This is a genomic window from Archangium sp. (assembly GCF_045802675.1).
Taxonomy (GTDB): domain Bacteria; phylum Myxococcota; class Myxococcia; order Myxococcales; family Myxococcaceae; genus Archangium.
The window spans coordinates 37561-52521 of sequence record NZ_JBJMQO010000081.1 but is presented as its reverse complement, the minus strand read 5'-3'; the positions used below and the strand labels follow the sequence as shown (position 1 = coordinate 52521).

The 14961-nt window shown below is 68.6% G+C and carries 13 protein-coding genes, 12 tRNA genes and 1 pseudogene; 5 read left to right on the top strand and 21 right to left on the bottom strand.

Annotation, left to right across the window (positions count from 1 at the left end):
• Window positions 1-505: 505 nt before the first annotated feature.
• The 17 genes from ACJ8AN_RS23660 to ACJ8AN_RS23580 all read right to left on the bottom strand — a co-directional run bounded on the left by ACJ8AN_RS23660 (window position 506) and on the right by ACJ8AN_RS23580 (window position 6996).
• Entirely contained in the window at window positions 506-3334 is a 2829-nt protein-coding gene (locus tag ACJ8AN_RS23660; RefSeq protein ID WP_407757705.1) for an AAA family ATPase, read from the bottom strand.
• Window positions 3335-3464: 130 nt separating this feature from the next.
• The gene (locus ACJ8AN_RS23655) at window positions 3465-3662 is read right to left on the bottom strand and encodes a hypothetical protein (protein WP_407757704.1); all 198 of its coding nucleotides are present in this window, start codon (window positions 3660-3662) and stop codon (window positions 3465-3467) included.
• A gap of 152 nt (window positions 3663-3814) precedes the next feature.
• A complete protein-coding gene (locus ACJ8AN_RS23650; protein ID WP_407757703.1) occupies window positions 3815-4351 on the bottom strand; it encodes a cytochrome C in 537 nt (178 codons plus the stop codon).
• Window positions 4352-4567: 216 nt separating this feature from the next.
• Window positions 4568-4655 (bottom strand) — tRNA-Ser (locus ACJ8AN_RS23645).
• A 143-nt stretch (window positions 4656-4798) separates the two neighbouring features.
• Window positions 4799-5347 (bottom strand): HNH endonuclease, encoded by a 549-nt coding sequence (locus ACJ8AN_RS23640; protein ID WP_407757702.1) that lies wholly within the window; start codon window positions 5345-5347, stop codon window positions 4799-4801.
• Between the two features lie 26 nt (window positions 5348-5373).
• Window positions 5374-5448 (bottom strand) — tRNA-Leu (locus ACJ8AN_RS23635).
• Window positions 5449-5571: 123 nt separating this feature from the next.
• Window positions 5572-5645 (bottom strand) — tRNA-Thr (locus tag ACJ8AN_RS23630).
• Window positions 5646-5765: 120 nt separating this feature from the next.
• Window positions 5766-5838: transfer RNA gene (locus tag ACJ8AN_RS23625), tRNA-Phe, on the bottom strand.
• A gap of 10 nt (window positions 5839-5848) precedes the next feature.
• A tRNA-Met gene (locus ACJ8AN_RS23620) sits at window positions 5849-5920 on the bottom strand.
• Window positions 5921-6013: 93 nt separating this feature from the next.
• A tRNA-His gene (locus ACJ8AN_RS23615) sits at window positions 6014-6085 on the bottom strand.
• 51 nt (window positions 6086-6136) lie between these two features.
• Window positions 6137-6212 (bottom strand) — tRNA-Pro (locus ACJ8AN_RS23610).
• A 6-nt stretch (window positions 6213-6218) separates the two neighbouring features.
• Window positions 6219-6290: transfer RNA gene (locus ACJ8AN_RS23605), tRNA-Asn, on the bottom strand.
• Between the two features lie 35 nt (window positions 6291-6325).
• Window positions 6326-6397, bottom strand: a tRNA-Gln gene (locus ACJ8AN_RS23600).
• Window positions 6398-6407: 10 nt separating this feature from the next.
• A tRNA-Gly gene (locus ACJ8AN_RS23595) sits at window positions 6408-6478 on the bottom strand.
• A 7-nt stretch (window positions 6479-6485) separates the two neighbouring features.
• A tRNA-Lys gene (locus ACJ8AN_RS23590) sits at window positions 6486-6556 on the bottom strand.
• A gap of 82 nt (window positions 6557-6638) precedes the next feature.
• A tRNA-Tyr gene (locus tag ACJ8AN_RS23585) sits at window positions 6639-6720 on the bottom strand.
• Between the two features lie 87 nt (window positions 6721-6807).
• Entirely contained in the window at window positions 6808-6996 is a 189-nt protein-coding gene (locus ACJ8AN_RS23580; RefSeq protein WP_407757701.1) for a hypothetical protein, read from the bottom strand.
• 252 nt (window positions 6997-7248) lie between these two features.
• Here ACJ8AN_RS23580 and ACJ8AN_RS23575 point away from each other — a divergent pair, with 252 nt between their 5' ends.
• Genes ACJ8AN_RS23575 through ACJ8AN_RS23560 form a run of 4 tightly spaced genes read left to right on the top strand, consistent with a single transcriptional unit; the run spans window position 7249 to window position 9778 of the window.
• Window positions 7249-7440 carry a microviridin/marinostatin family tricyclic proteinase inhibitor gene (locus ACJ8AN_RS23575; protein ID WP_407757700.1) on the top strand — a complete coding sequence of 64 codons (192 nt, stop codon included), beginning with the start codon at window positions 7249-7251 and terminating at the stop codon, window positions 7438-7440.
• 34 nt (window positions 7441-7474) lie between these two features.
• Complete coding sequence (locus ACJ8AN_RS23570; RefSeq protein WP_407757699.1) at window positions 7475-8479, top strand: MvdC/MvdD family ATP grasp protein; 1005 nt, start codon at window positions 7475-7477, stop codon at window positions 8477-8479.
• Between the two features lie 19 nt (window positions 8480-8498).
• Window positions 8499-9500 (top strand): MvdC/MvdD family ATP grasp protein, encoded by a 1002-nt coding sequence (locus ACJ8AN_RS23565; protein WP_407757698.1) that lies wholly within the window; start codon window positions 8499-8501, stop codon window positions 9498-9500.
• 47 nt (window positions 9501-9547) lie between these two features.
• Entirely contained in the window at window positions 9548-9778 is a 231-nt protein-coding gene (locus ACJ8AN_RS23560) for a hypothetical protein (protein ID WP_407757697.1), read from the top strand.
• Here ACJ8AN_RS23560 and ACJ8AN_RS23555 read toward each other — a convergent pair whose 3' ends face one another.
• Window positions 9779-10357, bottom strand: a complete 579-nt coding sequence (locus ACJ8AN_RS23555) for a HesA/MoeB/ThiF family protein (RefSeq protein WP_407757696.1) — start codon at window positions 10355-10357, stop codon at window positions 9779-9781. It lies immediately after the preceding gene.
• Window positions 10358-10369: 12 nt separating this feature from the next.
• A complete protein-coding gene (locus ACJ8AN_RS23550; protein WP_407757695.1) occupies window positions 10370-10615 on the bottom strand; it encodes a hypothetical protein in 246 nt (81 codons plus the stop codon).
• A 136-nt stretch (window positions 10616-10751) separates the two neighbouring features.
• On the opposite strand from ACJ8AN_RS23550, the gene ACJ8AN_RS23545 reads away from it, so the two are divergent.
• On the top strand, window positions 10752-12227 hold the full coding sequence (locus ACJ8AN_RS23545) for a hypothetical protein (RefSeq protein WP_407757694.1): 1476 nt from the start codon (window positions 10752-10754) through the stop codon (window positions 12225-12227).
• Window positions 12228-12497: 270 nt separating this feature from the next.
• Here the strand turns inward: ACJ8AN_RS23545 and ACJ8AN_RS23540 are convergent, their stop codons facing one another.
• Entirely contained in the window at window positions 12498-13286 is a 789-nt protein-coding gene (locus ACJ8AN_RS23540; protein WP_407757693.1) for a DUSAM domain-containing protein, read from the bottom strand.
• A gap of 933 nt (window positions 13287-14219) precedes the next feature.
• A pseudogene (locus ACJ8AN_RS23535) lies at window positions 14220-14837 on the bottom strand (hypothetical protein); the annotation flags it as partial.
• Between the last annotated feature and the right edge of the window lie 124 nt (window positions 14838-14961).

Here is a 14961-nt window from a genome sequence, read left to right as displayed (position 1 = left end):
AGTTTTGCCGCGCTGTCTGCATTCCTCATGCTGCCGGGTTTGGCCCATGCAGGGGAGTGGTTCCTCTGTGGGAACCTGGCACAGCTCTCTAACTGCCAGCTCCCGGCATATCCTACCACCCGATATGAGTATGGCATTGCGTATAATCCCCAGCAGCCGATGCCCGTCATTTGTTCGTCCTGGAATGTGGGGTGGAGGATTTATAACAAAGACCCCTATTTTATCCACAGCGACAACCCCACGAGCGGCATGCGGTGGGGTGGTTTCATGTTCTATACGGGCACATTGGCGACAGATGATGACCAGTGCCAGTCTGGAACTTGGCGGCATCGTTATTGGTATTTGGATACCAATAACACTGTCTTCCCTGAATGGGGGAATGGCTGCATCAATCAGCCAATCTATTGCCGCGCGTGGTAGCGCCCGCTCCTCTTGAATTCTTGTTGGGCGCTTCAAATCCAGCACGGAGTCCTCGTCCGTTTGCCCCGGTGCCGCATTGAACGGTTCAGCTGGCGGCGCTCGTGGGTCCCGTGGTGGGCGGACGCGAAATCCACGCGGCGATGAAGACGTCCAGCTCGCCGCGCAGTACGTCCTTCACGCGTGGCGTGCCCGCTCCCGTGCGCGGGTCCTCCACCCGAGCGCCACGGCCCAGGTGGTAGCGCCGCGCCTCGTCCGCCGTGTGGCTGCCGCCCTGGCCCTTCACCACCCGCGAGGCGATGTCCTTCATCTCGCCCAGCTCGCCCGCGCACGCCAGCGTCATCATCCGGCCCGTCGTCTCGTCCCGCACCGTCACCTCCGTCTTCACCCGCGCCAGGTACGTGCCCTCGTGCCGCTTCACCTCGCGGCCCTCCACGTCCAGGCTCTCCTCTTCCTCCACCGGCCCGCCCCGGTGCACCCGCACGTACGCGCGCTGGCGCTTCTCGTCCTCGATGCGCCGGTGCAGCCCCGCCTCTCCCGCCAGGTAGCCGTACGCCCCGGGCCCCGCAATCCGCACCACCACCCGGAAGGGCTCCTCCGCCTCCGCCACCGCCGTGGCCTCGTACCCGCGCCGCTCCGCCCACCCCAGGTACATCGTCGCCAGCTCCTGCACCCAGGCGTCCTGTCCCTCGCCCGTCTCGCTCGCGCAGATGTCCACCAGCGCCTCGTCGCCGTGGTCCGTCGCCCCCGCCGCTCCCAGCACCTCGGCCATCTGCACCTCGCGCGCCACTTCCTCCACCTGCTTCGCCGCCGACGCGAGCTGCGCCTCTCCCTTCGCCTCGCGCACCAGCCGCCGCGCGAACGTGGTCCGCTCCTCCATCCGGTCCAGCTCGTTGAGCTGTGCCTCCACCTGGCGGAACGCCCTTAGCGTCGACGCCGCGCGCTGCGGGTCGTCCCACAGGTTGGGCGCCTGTGTCGCCGCCAGCAGCTCCGCGCGCCGCTCCTTCAACCGCGGCTGGTTCGCCGACACCGACAGCGCTCGCGCCCGGCCCACCAGCCGGTCCATCTCGTTGAGCAGCGATTTCTTGTCCAGCCGCCGCTTCACCGCCGACACCGACTTCTCCGTCGGCAGCGACAGCTGGGCCGTCTCCTCGCGCACGCGCGGCGCGAGCTCGGCCACCGCCACCACCTTGTTCCCCGGCCGCGTCTCCACCCGCACCGGCGCACCCGGCGGCAGCGGCCTGCGGGCAATCTCCACCGCCAGCGCCGCGGTGAGCGTCTTCTCAATCTCACGCTGCAGGTAGCGCGCGCCGAACTGCGGCGAGTACCCCCGCTCCACCAGCAGGTCCACCACCGCCGGCGTCACCTCCACGTCCAGCCCGCGCGCGCGGATGCCCTCGCGCTCCAGCACCCGGCCCACCTCGCGCTGGGCGATCTTGCGGATCTCCACCTTCGTCAGCGGCTGGAAGTGGCAGATGGCGTCGAAGCGGTTGAGGAACTCGGGGCGGAAGGCCTCGGCGATGCGCCGGTCCACCTCGGTGATGAGCTCCTCGGGGCGCCGCGAGCCCATGAAGCCGATGGACGGCTCGCGGTACACCTCGGCGCCCACGTTGGACGTGGCCACGATGACGGTGTTGTTGCAGGAGATGGTTTCCCCCGCCCCGTTCACGAACGTGCCCTCGTCGAAGAGCTGCAGGAAGCGGTCGTGCACACTGCGCGCCGCCTTCTCGAACTCGTCGAGCAGCAGCACGGTGAACACCTTGCCCTCCAGCAGCGCCGTCAGCTCTCCGCGCTTCGTCTCGATCGCGGGAGCCCACGAGGCGCCAAAGGGCACGCTCTCGTCCCCGTCGTTGGGGAAGTCCGCCATGTTGAGGCGGACGAGCCTGTCCGGCGAGCCGAAGAGGTACTCGGCGAGCAGCTTGGCCAGCTGCGTCTTGCCCACGCCCGTGGGGCCCGCGAAGAGGAACACGCCCAGCGGCCGGCGGGGGTCGTTCAGCCCCGCCTTGAGCAGCGCCACCGAGCGCAGCACGGCCTGCACCGCGTCCGTCTGGCCGAGCAGCCGCTCGCCGAAGAAGCGCTCGGTCTCCTCCAAATCCAGCGCCATGGCGTCGTCCACGACGAAGCGCGGCAGCCGGGTGGTGGAGCAGAAGCGGGTGAGGACGTCCTCGGGGCCCACGCGATCCTTGGCCCCGCCGGCGGCCTCCGCGGCCGTCTCCTTGAGCAGCTCAATCGCCTTGCGCGGCAGCCTCTGGGCCAGCAGGAACTTCGAGGCCAGCCGCAGCGTCAGGTCGCACGCCGCCGGGTCGATGGGCAGGTGCAGCTCGCGCTCGAGCTCCTCGGCCACGCGGCCCAATATCCACCGGGCCCGCTCGGCGGGCGGCTCGTTGAGGGGCACCAGGTGGAGCCGCTCGGAGAAGGCCTCGTCCGCGCGCAGCAGCTCCTGCACGCGCTTGGGCTCGGTCTCGAAGATGAAGCGGATGCCCCCGGTGCGCAGGGCGCGGAAGGCCACGGGCGCGAGCGGCCCGCCGATGACGGCCGGCAGGTCGCGGATGTAGACAATGGGGCAGGGGTGGCGGCTGAGCCAGGCCAGCAGCTCCTCGAAGCTCTCCGCCGCCTGGCGCTGGGTGCTGCGCGCCAGGATGTTGGCGACGGACACCTCCACCATGCGCGCGTTGGCCAGCTCCGCGTCCACGCGGCCCTCGATGATGCGGCGCGCCACCTCCTGCACCAGGGCGGATTTACCCACGCCCGGGTCGCCGGAGAGCAACGGGTGCTTGCCCCCTCGCGTCAGGAGACCGAGCACCTCCGTCACCGCGCCGTCCACTCCATGCGCGGCCGTGAGCCGGCCTTCCCGCGCCAGCGCGGTCAGGTCTCGGTCGATGAGCCGCTCATTGTCCTCGCTCTTTCGGGTGGCCATGGTCGGGAGCGCCTCGCCGGGCGCGGGGGCACTCTAACGTGCTGAAACGCAGTGGTGGACTCCGGTCCTTCCGGGCCGGAGCCTTCGTGCCCTGTTTCCGGGCGGGTCCGCGCCCGCCATGGCCCCCGAATCAGCACTCGGCGACCGGGTGCCCCCAGGGGTTGGAGGCCGGGGTCTGCCGCAGCAGGGCCTCCAGCCGGGCGCGGGTGTTCTCCCGGCTCGGGGTGGAGACCGCGGTGGGCCGGGCCGTCGCGCTCAGGCGGGCCGCCTGGTACGCGAGGAGCTGCTGCACCTCTGGAGACAAACGACCGAATTCGAGCCACTCCATGTGTTCCTCCGCATAGGGGTCGGGTGTGAGCGCGCATCCATGCGCCCGCCGCGCGGTGGCTTCACTACGCCCCGCGTCAGCGCTCGGGGGCTCTGGTAGATTTCGAACCTTTCCGGGTTCGCGGGGCCCATCACCCGACGGAGGCACTGCCCTCAGGGCCCGGGCTCGGCGTGGGGGATGGCGCGCAGGTACTCGTAGACGGCGCGCAGCTCCCGGTCGCTCATGTTCTTGTAGATGGGCCAGGGCATGACCTGGAGGAGCTCGCCGTCCTCCTCCTGGCCGGTGCGCAGGAGGTGCAGGAACTCCTCGTAGTCCAGTCCGGCCGGTTTGCCGGAGGCATCCGGGGTGATGTTGGGCGAGACGAGCGTGGGGCCGAAGGGCATGCCTCCCGCGAGGAAGTGCTCCGCGTTGATCTGCTCGGGCTCGCCCTTGAAGGGGTCTCCCCCCGGCTTGAAGGGCGGGTTGGTGTGGCAGTCATTGCAGGCGGCCTGCGCGTTGACGATGTAGCTGCCCAGGCCCACGAGGTCGCGGTCCTTGCCCTCGAGGTTGAGGGGCACGGGGGAGAGCATCAGCCCCTTGTCGATGCGCGCTTGCTCCTCCGTGTCCTTGTCGTCATCGCCGCAGCCCCCCAGGGGCGCGGTGAGCGCGAGGACGAGCACTGCCCAGTGTCCGAGCTTCCAGTCACGCATATGGCGGTCCTTCCCTCTCCCGGCAGGTGAGGACCGGGGGGCGCGGACACTACGCGCGGAGGGCAGGAGGCTCACCCGTCCGGGAGTCAGACGGCTCCGTCGGGAAGCGGGCAAAGACAGACGGAAGGCGGAGGACTCGAACCCCAGACCGGGAGCCGGTCCGCACCCGCTAGCAACGGGGCCTGGCGCCATCGCCAGTTCACACTTCCAGGAGAACGGAAGGTAAGGGACTCGAACCCCGAGCGCGTGACAGCGCCCGCACCGCTTTCGAGGCGGGCCACCGGGCCTCCGGTGTCGACCTTCCAGATGTGCCGGCAGCTGCTCCCGCCTGCCGGCGCGCGGGGCGTACGGGCCGGGGGAAGCCTCGGGCCTCTCCCGTTCATGCACCGCTCCCCCTCGGGAGCGAGGCCGGGAGGACTCCTCTGGAGGCCTCCCTGTACCCGCCGCTCACTCGTCCGACTCCAGCTCCGTGTGCCAGTACGCGACGTCACGGAGGAACTTCCTCCACGACACGGGCATGCCCTTGTCGTAGGCGAAGGTGAGCTGCACCGTGCCCGGGAGCTTGCGAGGCTTCTCGGGAGCGGAGAGCAGCTTCATCTGCGCCTGCACCGGCGTGCGCCCACCCTTCTTCTGGTTGCAGGGCACGCAGGCGATAACAATGTTCTCCCAGGTGGTGCGGCCGCCCTGGGCCCGGGGCACCACGTGATCGTACGTGGCCTCGGGGCGCGACACCTTCCGGCCGCAGTACTGGCACTTGCAGCCATCGCGCATGTACACGTTGTCGCGGCTGAACTTGATGCCGCGCCCCTTGCGCCGCTCGCCGCGCAGGAAGCGGATGACGGAAGGCATCCGGATCTCGAGGGTGACGGAGCGGACGAGGCGGTCGTCGTACTCCTCGACGACCTCGACCTTCCCCTGCCACAGCAGCATCATCGCGCGCTGCCAGGAGATCCGTGCCACGGGCTCGTACGACTGGTTGAGGACCAGCGTCTCCATGACTCGGGTTTCCTTACTGGGGGATATGTCCGCGGCGAGAGTCGAACTCGCACGTGAGCTGGGTTTGAGCCAGCCGCCTCTCCCGTTTGGGCCACGCGGACGGGTTGGGGAGCCTGTTGCAGTACACGCCCTGGGGATCGAACCCAGCAGACCTGGTGTGTGGGACCAGTGCCGTCTCCAGCTGGCTCGGCGTGCAGGTGAAAGTGAAACGAAAAAGCGAGGAGTGCCCCCGGTCGGGCTCGAACCGACGACCCCCGGTTTACGAAACCGGTGCTGCTACCAACTGAGCTACAGGGGCAAAAAAAAGCAGGCCGCCAGGGAGTTGAACCCCGCCCGCCCGGATTTGGAGTTCGGGCTGCTCCCGGAGCGCGGCCTATGAGAGCTGAAAACGAGCTGCGAAGACTGCGAGTGCTGCGAGTGCCGGCCCCAGGAATCGAACCTGGTCCTCCTGCTCTTCAGGCAGGCGCGCGGACCACCTACGCCAGGACGGCATGAGACGAGTTGCGGAGCAGGGAGTCGAACCCTGCGGCCCAGGCTTATGAGACCCGGTGGGACGTCCGGTCCCACTCCGCAAGAAGACGGTTGCCCCCGGCAGGACTCGAACCTGCGGCCTCTCGGTTCGTAGCCGAGCGCTCTCAATCCAACTGAGCTACGGAGTCATTGGAGGTCGGCTGGAGGGACTCGAACCCTCTGGAACCGGATTCACGGACCGGTGGCGCACCCTTTGCCTTCAGCCAACATGAGACGGGTGACTGCGATTGCGGCTGCCTTTGAAGCGGTACAGACGAGTCGGGATGGCCGGATTCGAACCGACGGCCTCGTGCACCCCAAGCACGCGCTCTCGTCCAGGCTGAGCTACATCCCGATGATGCTCCCCAGGAGGGATTCGAACCCCCAACCTGACGCTTAACAGGCGCCCGCTCTTCCCTTGAGCTACTGAGGAATGTGTTGCTTTGCTGTGTTGCTTTGCGACGACAGCTCCGGGAGCAGGGGTCGAACCTGCATTGACGGGGTCAGAGCCCGCTGTCCTGCCAATTGAACGATCCCGGAATGTGGGTGAAGCGGGCGACGGGATTCGAACCCGTGTTTCCGGCTTGGGAGACCGGTGTCCTGCCGCTGGACGACGCCCGCGTGGGAGTACCTCCGGAGGGATTCGAACCCTCGCCACCCGCTTAAGAGGCGGGTGCTCTACCGATGAGCTACGGAGGCGTGTGCCGCCCCTCGTGAGGGCAGGCGGCGCTTCACCACTGCGATTCAGTTGTCAGAGAGCCTGCGTACGGCGCACTGCGAGTGGGGACGCTGGGAGTTGAACCCAGCGGGCCAAGGGCTCCGGCTCTACAGGCCGGCGCGTCTCCGTAACGCTCTACGTCCCCAGAAGGATGAGGCTGGAAATGCGAGAGGCCGGGACCCTTTCGGGAACCCGGCCTCCGGCGCGCCGCCTCACGTCTGGAGGCGGAGCATCAGAAGAGGCCCGGGGAGGGGCACCAGCCCAAGGAACCGCGGAAGCCGCGCTTCACGACGGGGGACTGGCGATACAGCGGCTGCGAGAAGGGAGCCGGCGAGTGACTTCCGCGTACGGAGGTGGAACCGGCATGGTTGTCGTACTGCTTCGGATTCATCGTGCTGCCCGGCATCGTCGTGGTCCGCATCGTCACCGCTCCTTTCATGGAAAAGAGACGCTGCGCCCCCGGAATCCTGACGCGGCATTTTCCGGGCATTTTTCTCGGGAGCCTGGGACACCCCGGGACGGCCGCTTCCGGCCCTCCTGGAGCGGATGTATGGCGCGAGGCTCCGTACGGTTTGGCTTGCTTCCGGGGTAGCGGGAAATCCATAGTAGGCGGGTTGCTCGGGCCCTGGTCTCGCAGACGAGGCCGAGTGCCCTTCCCCCCAGGAGGCTGCACATGAAGAAGGACACGAAGAAGCCGTTCTTCGCGCGGTTGCTCGAGGAGCAGGAGCTGGAGCAGGTGTCGGGTGGTGCGAACGTCACCCAGAAGTTCCCGTCCGATGGTGACGAGAGCCTGTCCATCACCAAGCCGCCCGTGGATTCGACCCAGAAGTACCCGTCCGACACCGACGAGTCCGGCGGGCTGTAGTCCTTCCCGGCGTTCCATTCGCGCCTCATCGCCCATGCCCCCCGCCCGCGACCTCGTTCTTCTCGTCACCCACAGCGCCGACCACTACACGGTCGACCGGGTGGCGGAGGAACTGTCGGAGCGGGGGGTTCGTGCTTTACGCATCAACTCGGACGGCTTTCCGGCGGAGCTGTCCCTGACGTCGAGCCTGGATGGCGAAGGGGGCGAGGTGCTCCTGCGCACCCCGGCCGGCGAGGGGGTGCGCGCGGCGGAGGTCCGGTCGGTGTGGCTGCGCCGCATGGTGCCGCCCCGGCTCGATGCGTCGCTGGACCCCGCCTACATCGACAGCTGCGTACGCGAGTCGAAGGCGGCCCTCGAGGGCGCCATGGACGGGCTGGAGGCGGCCGGCTGCCGCTTCGTCAACCGGCTCGAGGCGGACCGGGTGGCCAGCAACAAGTTGCGCCAGCTGCGCGTGGCCCGGGAGGTGGGGTTGGAGGTGCCTCGCACGTTGGTGACCAACGACGCGGCACGGGTCCGCTCCTTCTTCGAGCAGGTGCGCGGCCACCTGGTGGCCAAGATGCTGACGCCCCTCACCTGGTCCATGTCGGGCGGGCAGCCCTTCGTGTACACGAGCGCGATCGGCCCCGAGCACCTCGAGGAGCTCGAGGAGGGGTTGCGCTTCAGCCCCATGGTGTTCCAGGAGCGCATCGCCAAGGCGCGCGAGCTGCTGGTGGCCGTGGTGGGCGGGCGCTGCCTGGTGGGCGCCATCGACGCGTCGGGCTCGTCGGCGGGGCAGGTGGACTGGCGGCGCGCGCGGCCGGACGAGTGCCGCTGGACGAAAGGCGAGCTGCCGCGGGACGTGGCGGCGCGGCTGGTCCGCCTGATGTCGGCGCTGGGCCTGGTGTACGGCGCCGTGGATTTCATCGTCACGCCCGAGGGACGGCACGTCTTCCTCGAGGTCAATCCCGGGGGCGAGTGGGGCATGCTCGAGCGGGAGCTCGGCCTTCCCATCGCCGCCGCCCTGGCCGACGCGCTCGTGTCCGGCGGCGGCTCCCCCTGAGTGCATCCGCGGGAACATCATGGCCATCCTCCTCATCACCCACTCCAACGACAACGAGTCCGTGAGCGCGGTGACGCGCGCCCTCCACGCGCGCGGCGAGCGCGTCTACCGCTTCGACACCGACCTGTTTCCCACCGGGCTCCAGCTCTCGCTCGACGAGCGGGGCGGTGGACGGCTCTCCGGCCCCGGAGGTGTGCTCGAGCTGTCGGACGTCTCCGCGGTCTGGTACCGACGCAACTCGGTGGGCGCGCGCATCCCCGAGGATCTGGATCCCCAGCTGCGCAAGCCCTCGGTGGAGGAGAGCCGGCGCCTGATGTTCGGCATGCTGGCGGCGCTCGGGGTGTTTCAACTGGACGCGCTCGAGACGGTGCGGCGCTCGGAGAACAAGCCGCTGCAGCTCAAGCTGGCGCACGCGCTGGGGCTGGAGGTGCCGCGCACGCTGATGACCAATGATCCGGAGGCGGTGCGCACCTTCGCCGCGAGCTGCCCCGGGGGCGTGGTGACGAAGATGATGTCCTCGTTCGCCGTCTACGAGCAGGGCCGCGAGCAGGTGGTCTTCACCACGCCGCTGAGCGCCAAGCAGCTGGAGGACCTGGAGGGGTTGGACCTGTGCCCGATGACCTTCCAGGAGCGTCTGGCCAAGAAGTTGGAGCTGCGGGTGACGGTGGTGGGCGAGCGGGTGATGTCCGCGGCCATCGACTCGCAGGCGATGCCCCGGGCGCGCGAGGACTGGCGGCGCGAGGGCGCGGCGCTCGTCGAGGCGTGGAAGCCCTACACGCTGCCCGAGCCGGTGCACGCGCGGGTGCTGAAGCTGATGGATGCGCTGGGGCTCAACTACGGCGCGTTCGACTTCATCGTCACCCCCGAGGGGCGGCACGTCTTCCTCGAGGTGAACCCGGCCGGCGAGTTCATGTGGCTGATGCGCCACCCGGGCCTGCCCATCGACGAGGCGCTGGCGGACGTGCTCACCGGACGCGCGGCGCGCCGGCTCGGCCCCAAGTCGACGCCCCAACAGGGCTGACGTTTCCGGCAGCCCGTCCGGGACGCAGGTGGTAGGGTGCCCGCCCCATGGCAAAGTCCCCGTGCCCCGTTACGCAGCCGCAGTTCATGGAGAAGGCCGAGCCGTTGAAGGTGGTCATCAACGGCCAGGAGATGCTCGCCGAGGTCAAGTCGTTCTCGACCGGTTCCTTCGGCTGGTACATCAACGGCAAGACGACCGTCACCGTCGATGGCAAGCCGCTGTCGGTGCAGATTGGAATGAATCTGACCGTCGTCGGCTCGAAGGAGGCCGCGCGCTAGTCACGCGGACGTGGGCGTCACCGCGACGAGGCTCACCATCGCGTCGCGGCGGGCGCCGTGCTTCACGAAGTCCTGCACCACCCGCGCGAGCGTGGCGCCGAGCTGGCCGATGAGCGGCAGGTGGGCGCCGCCCTCGCAGGTGGCCTGCCCCTCGGTGTCCTCGGCGTCCGGGACGAAGCGCTCGTCCCAGCGCACCAGCCCGAAGGTGCCATCCGCCGCCAGCGCGCCGTGCACCAGGGGCTTGCCCGCCTGGCGCGCGAACCCGCTCAGCAGCACGCGGCTGGCCTGGTTGTCGAAGCAGTCCACCAGCAGGTCCGCCCCGCCGCACAGCGCCGCCACGTTGTCGCGCGTCACCCGCACGCCGAAGGCCTCGGCCTTCACCCCGTGCAGGTTGAGCAGCTGAAGCTTCAGCGCCTCCGCCTTGTTCTTGCCCACCGAGGGCTTCACGAAGGCCTGCGCCAGCAGGTTCTTGGACTCGACGCGGTCGAAGTCGATGAAGACGAGCGTGCCCTCCAGGTTGCGGCACAGCACCGCCGCCGTGGAGCCGATGGCCCCCACCCCACAGAAGACGATGCGCATGGCCCGCCCTCCTCACGCCCCGAAGGGCACCTTGGGACGCAGGTAGATGCGGTCCTCGCCCCGGGGGCCGCGGAACCGGTCCACCACGTAGTGGCTGAAGGTGTCCTCGCGCAGGTGGGCGAGGTGCAACCCCGGCACCCCACCCGAGCGCACCACCTCCACCGCGATGCGCCGCACATCCACGTCCGACACGTGGCCATCCAACTCGAGGGGCACGTCCGAGGACATGCCGTTGTAGGTGATGTTCAGCGTCGCCATCTCACACTCCTCCCTGGGCGTGGGGACGCGGGGGAGCGTGGATTCCTGACTCGCCGGGTGGCTTGCCCGTTTCCGCAGGCCCACGGGTCCAACTGTTCGTACGGCGCCTCCCCGCGCCGCATGAAAGGGAAGTTCCATGGGCCACGAGCGTTTCAATCGGGTGTGTCGGGTGGCGATCGCCGCCGCCATGTTGAGTGCGTGTGAGGGGCCCGCGGGCTCCGCGGCGGACGAGGCGCCGCAGTCGGATCGCAACGGCATCGGAATGGTTCCCCCGCCTCCGTCCTCCCAGCCCTCCCCGGCTCCCGCTCCCGTGGACTCCTTCCGTTCGCTGGTCGTGACGGAGAAGAGCATCCTGTCCCGGTTCAACGGGCGGCGGGTGTTCAGCAAGCTCGTCGCCGACAACGGCGGGGCGGGCTTCACCGCCGACCAGCTCTTCCGCCAGCTCTGGGACACGCAGAACCCGGCGCCCGGGCAGGCGGACCTGCCGGGCATGCCGCACTGCACCGATAACGGCAACACGCTCAACGGCTTCCCCTACGTGTGCCGCCCGAGCGAGGGCGGTCAGGCTCGGCCCGGGTCCGTCATCAACCTGGACAGCTACGGGGCGGTGGGCCTCTACAACCGCTTCGATCTGGCGCCCGTGGACGGCTCCGACTGCGGCCAGTACCGCATCGTCCTGGCGAAGCTGCCCTTCACGCCGGGCCTGCGCAACTTCATCAACCTCGAGGCGGTCCTGCCCAACCCGCACCCCGATCTGGGGCTCGAGGGCTGCCGGCCCGTGGCCGAATTCTGGAGCGGGTTGTCCTCCGTGGCGGACCCCACGGTGCGCGCCGACAAGCTGGAGTCCTTCTACTTCTCGGGGCTGCCGGGCTTCGAGCCGGTGGTGAACATGAACCTGTACGGCAACAATCCGAAGGGCCTGGGGCAGGTGCGCACCAACCAGTTCCTCCGGGGCGGGCCGGACGCGCCTCCGGTGCCGTGGGTGCTGCGCGAGTTCAAGCTGGTGACGGATTGCACCGCGCAGGCCGCGTGCACGCTGAAGTTCGTCCCGGCGACGGTGAAGACGAACCCCTTCGGCGGGCTGTTCAACCCCTCGTCCACCGACCCGCGCGCCTCCGCCTTCCAGAGCCACTTCGTCACCCAGGTGGCGGGCCTGGCGCTCAACGACATCAACCGCTTCAACCACTCGGTGCCGGATACCTTCAACGCCGCCCAGAGCGACTCCCAGACTCCGGGCGTGCCGGATGACTACCTCGCCTGGTTCGGCCCCGGCCCCAGTGCCTTCCACCAGGCCATCGGCCAGGAGCTCGCCCGGGTGGGCAGCTCGCTGACGCCTCGGGATGTCGTGGCCCGCGCCCAGGCGCTCTCCTGCGGCGGCTGCCACCAGCGCAACAGCGGCAGGCCCGTGGGCGGTGGCCTGACGTGGCCCGCCTCGGCGAACTTCGTCCACAGCACGGAGATGGATGACCCGGCGGACTCCGGCCGCTTCGCCCTCTCCCCGGCGCTCCGCGACCAGTTCCTGCCCTTCCGCAAGACGGTGCTGGAGCGCTTCCTGGCGGGCTCCGGGTCCGCTCAGGCCACCGCGCCCGCGCAGGTCACCGTCACCCAGTAGTCGTAGCGGCACGGGCCCGGACGGCTAAGGTCCTTTGCGTCACCCTGACGGGGGGTGTTCACATTCGGAGCGCGCTTGGAAGTTGCAGTCCGCAGCGAACCTGACGCGGGCAAGGCAGATAATCTTCTCGCTCTGCCAAAGCTGTAGTTGGAAAGTGCCCGCCAAGCCTCGGAGTCTGTCCCTGGGCGGGTCCCCTGCTCAGGGCCCTCAACGACGCTCTACGAGGCTCCTGCGATTTGTGTCCCGCGCCCTGCCTCCGGTCTTGAGCACCTACGAGGCGGGGGGTGAGCTGCCGAGGCCCTTTAGCTGCTCCTCGGCCATCCGGCGGTATTGCGGCACGATCTCCACGGCTAGCACGTCGCGCATTTGCTGGCGCGCACCTTCGAGATCCCCAGCGTCCCGGAGGCTCGTCATCCGGTACATGGAGCGTAGGAAGCGACGCTCACCGTCCCGGAAGCGAGAGAGGACCATCCGCATGAGGGCTTCGGCGCCTTCGGGGCTCTTGAGGGCCTCTTCCGTCTCGGTCTCGCTGACGGCTGCCGTGGGGGCGGTCCGGCGTAGAAGGGCGCACACGTCGTCGGTGAGATGCAGGGCCTGTCCCTGCTGAACGCGCTGGGAGAGAGCGGCGAGCTGCGGCCGGTCGGGCAGGTTCGGATTGAGCCGCCCGGATGCGCGCACCTCAGCAAGCCCGGTCAACGTCTTCAAGGTGATCTCGGCCTGCTCCCGGTAGAAGGGGACAACTTCCACGGCGAGCACGTCACGCATGACTTGCTGTGCCCCGTCGAAGTCACCCGCGTCTCGCAGTTTGTTCGCCCGGTTTCGAGCGTCGGTCAGGCGCCACGACCCGTCATGGATGCGCCGGTTAATCTCTTGTAGCAAGGTCGTAGCGGCGGGCACGCTGCGCAAAGCATCTTCCACATCCCGCTGACTGATAGCCACCTGCTGCGCGGTCCGCGAAAGAAGGGCGCGCGTCTCGTCGGTGAGTGCTAACGGGGCACCATTTTCGAGAACGTCACGGGCCAGCGTCTCCACATCGTCCCAGTCGGTCTCTTTGTCCATGTGGACACCTCATCCTACGGTCAGTGGCATTTCTTGGTAGGCCATTTGTGCTGCCCTTCACACAACCGTAGGCAATCGTGGCAATCACCCGTCCAAGAATCGTTTACGCAATCGTTATAAGCCTCAATGCACTTCTGCTTCCACTTGGGTAGGGAAGCGTTGTTGGCGAAATCGTCTCCCTCCTCGTCCACATCGGAGCGCACGGCTTTTAGCGCCTGCTCCACCTCCGACGGAGAGGCTCCACAGGCTCCGGCCGGATCGTAGGGGTGTTTCTTGATGCAGCACGTCAGGGTGGAGTCTCCCGGTCGGCAGTCCGCCGGGCCCATGGCAGCCGACCCAGCCGAGCAACCGGACGCGAACACCCCCCACAGTAGCGCCACACTCAGGCAAATACAGGAGGTCAAGTGCTTCATAGAGTCCAGGCTAGAGCGGCGAGCTTCAGGCTGCTATGACGGGCCAAGGCTCGGGGGGCTGGACGTTCGTTCGCATTATCGGATAGGTTGGTCTGTGCTATATTGAAATTCTTACCTCACCGGTCTGCCTTGCTTGTCGTTCTCCTGGCGTCCGTGGTCATGGCCAAGGAACGCGAGGCCGAGTCTCGGAGCTTCTACCTTTCGGGAAGCCCGAGGGACGTAGCCCGCCCGGTGTACGTCGCCGGTGAGATGGTCAGGCGCTGTAAATGAATAAAGTCGCCAAGTTCTGTCATTGGCTGTTGAGGGGAAGTGCCGAATAAAGGTGGTCAACTTATTCTTTTACAGCGCCTGACCGAGAGGGTCAGGGTGAGGGTTCCGGGTCCGTTCTTCAACCCGTGGCCCGGAGTGTTGGCCTGGGGTTCAACCCGGGTTCACGCGATACCCTCACCCGACCCTCTCCCGGAGGGCGAGGGGAGAGGGGAGAGGGCCACGGAGTAGCGCATGTGCCCACGGGCACTCCTCACCCGTGCTCCTGTCCCCCACGGACGGGAGCGCAGGGCCGGGCCGCCGACCGCACCGCATAGGGTGAATGGGGACGCCGGGCCGGCAGCAGGGGACGGGGCGGAAGGATGAACTCGGAGAGCGAGCGCACGCCTCCGGCGAAGACCGCGAGCACCAGGTGGAAGAAGCCCACCGGCTCCAGGCCTCGCGCTCGCACCGCCGCGGACAGCCCCAGCGAGAAGCTCACCGCCAGGTTGATGACGCCCACCAGCACCAGTCCCACCACCGCCCAGAGGAAGTCCGGCTGCATCAGCCGCTCGGGCCCCAGCGCCGTCCCCGCGAAGGTGCGCGTACCCGCGCTCAGGGTGACGTGCCGCACGTCCAGGTGCAGCCCGAAGAAGCGGCCCAGCGCGGGTGTCATGCCGAGCAGCAACCCGAGGCTGACGTTGGCCCCCAGGCCACAGGCGTCGTGCGCGAGCGCCTCGCCCAGCTTGCGTGCCCGGGCCTCGCCCAGCAGGCCGATGAGTCCCCGGTGGTGCGAGAGCGCCTTCGGCAGCCGCCGGTAGTGCACCCAGTTCTCCAGCCAGCCGCCGAAGACGCTCGAGCACCACAGCAGCACGCCCGTCAGCGCGGCGAAGAAGAGCGTCCCACGGCGCTCCCAGCAGGGCGCGCAGGGCGGCCACGGGACTCCACCGGCGCCAGCCGTCCCGGCCCTCGAGGGGGGGGGCCCCGGGCGCGCGCAGCCAGCGGGCCACCTCCTC

Excerpts from the sequence above, each read along its gene's own strand:
- ACJ8AN_RS23660 (WP_407757705.1), bottom strand. The coding sequence starts at position 3,334 with ATGGCCACCCGAAAGAGCGAGGACAATGAGCGGCTCATCGACCGAGAC.
- ACJ8AN_RS23655 (WP_407757704.1), bottom strand. The coding sequence starts at position 3,662 with ATGGAGTGGCTCGAATTCGGTCGTTTGTCTCCAGAGGTGCAGCAGCTC.
- ACJ8AN_RS23650 (WP_407757703.1), bottom strand. The coding sequence starts at position 4,351 with ATGCGTGACTGGAAGCTCGGACACTGGGCAGTGCTCGTCCTCGCGCTC.
- ACJ8AN_RS23640 (WP_407757702.1), bottom strand. The coding sequence starts at position 5,347 with ATGGAGACGCTGGTCCTCAACCAGTCGTACGAGCCCGTGGCACGGATC.
- ACJ8AN_RS23580 (WP_407757701.1), bottom strand. The coding sequence starts at position 6,996 with ATGCGGACCACGACGATGCCGGGCAGCACGATGAATCCGAAGCAGTAC.
- ACJ8AN_RS23575 (WP_407757700.1), top strand. The coding sequence starts at position 7,249 with ATGAAGAAGGACACGAAGAAGCCGTTCTTCGCGCGGTTGCTCGAGGAG.
- ACJ8AN_RS23570 (WP_407757699.1), top strand. The coding sequence starts at position 7,475 with ATGCCCCCCGCCCGCGACCTCGTTCTTCTCGTCACCCACAGCGCCGAC.
- ACJ8AN_RS23565 (WP_407757698.1), top strand. The coding sequence starts at position 8,499 with ATGGCCATCCTCCTCATCACCCACTCCAACGACAACGAGTCCGTGAGC.
- ACJ8AN_RS23560 (WP_407757697.1), top strand. The coding sequence starts at position 9,548 with ATGGCAAAGTCCCCGTGCCCCGTTACGCAGCCGCAGTTCATGGAGAAG.
- ACJ8AN_RS23555 (WP_407757696.1), bottom strand. The coding sequence starts at position 10,357 with ATGCGCATCGTCTTCTGTGGGGTGGGGGCCATCGGCTCCACGGCGGCG.
- ACJ8AN_RS23550 (WP_407757695.1), bottom strand. The coding sequence starts at position 10,615 with ATGGCGACGCTGAACATCACCTACAACGGCATGTCCTCGGACGTGCCC.
- ACJ8AN_RS23545 (WP_407757694.1), top strand. The coding sequence starts at position 10,752 with ATGGGCCACGAGCGTTTCAATCGGGTGTGTCGGGTGGCGATCGCCGCC.
- ACJ8AN_RS23540 (WP_407757693.1), bottom strand. The coding sequence starts at position 13,286 with ATGGACAAAGAGACCGACTGGGACGATGTGGAGACGCTGGCCCGTGAC.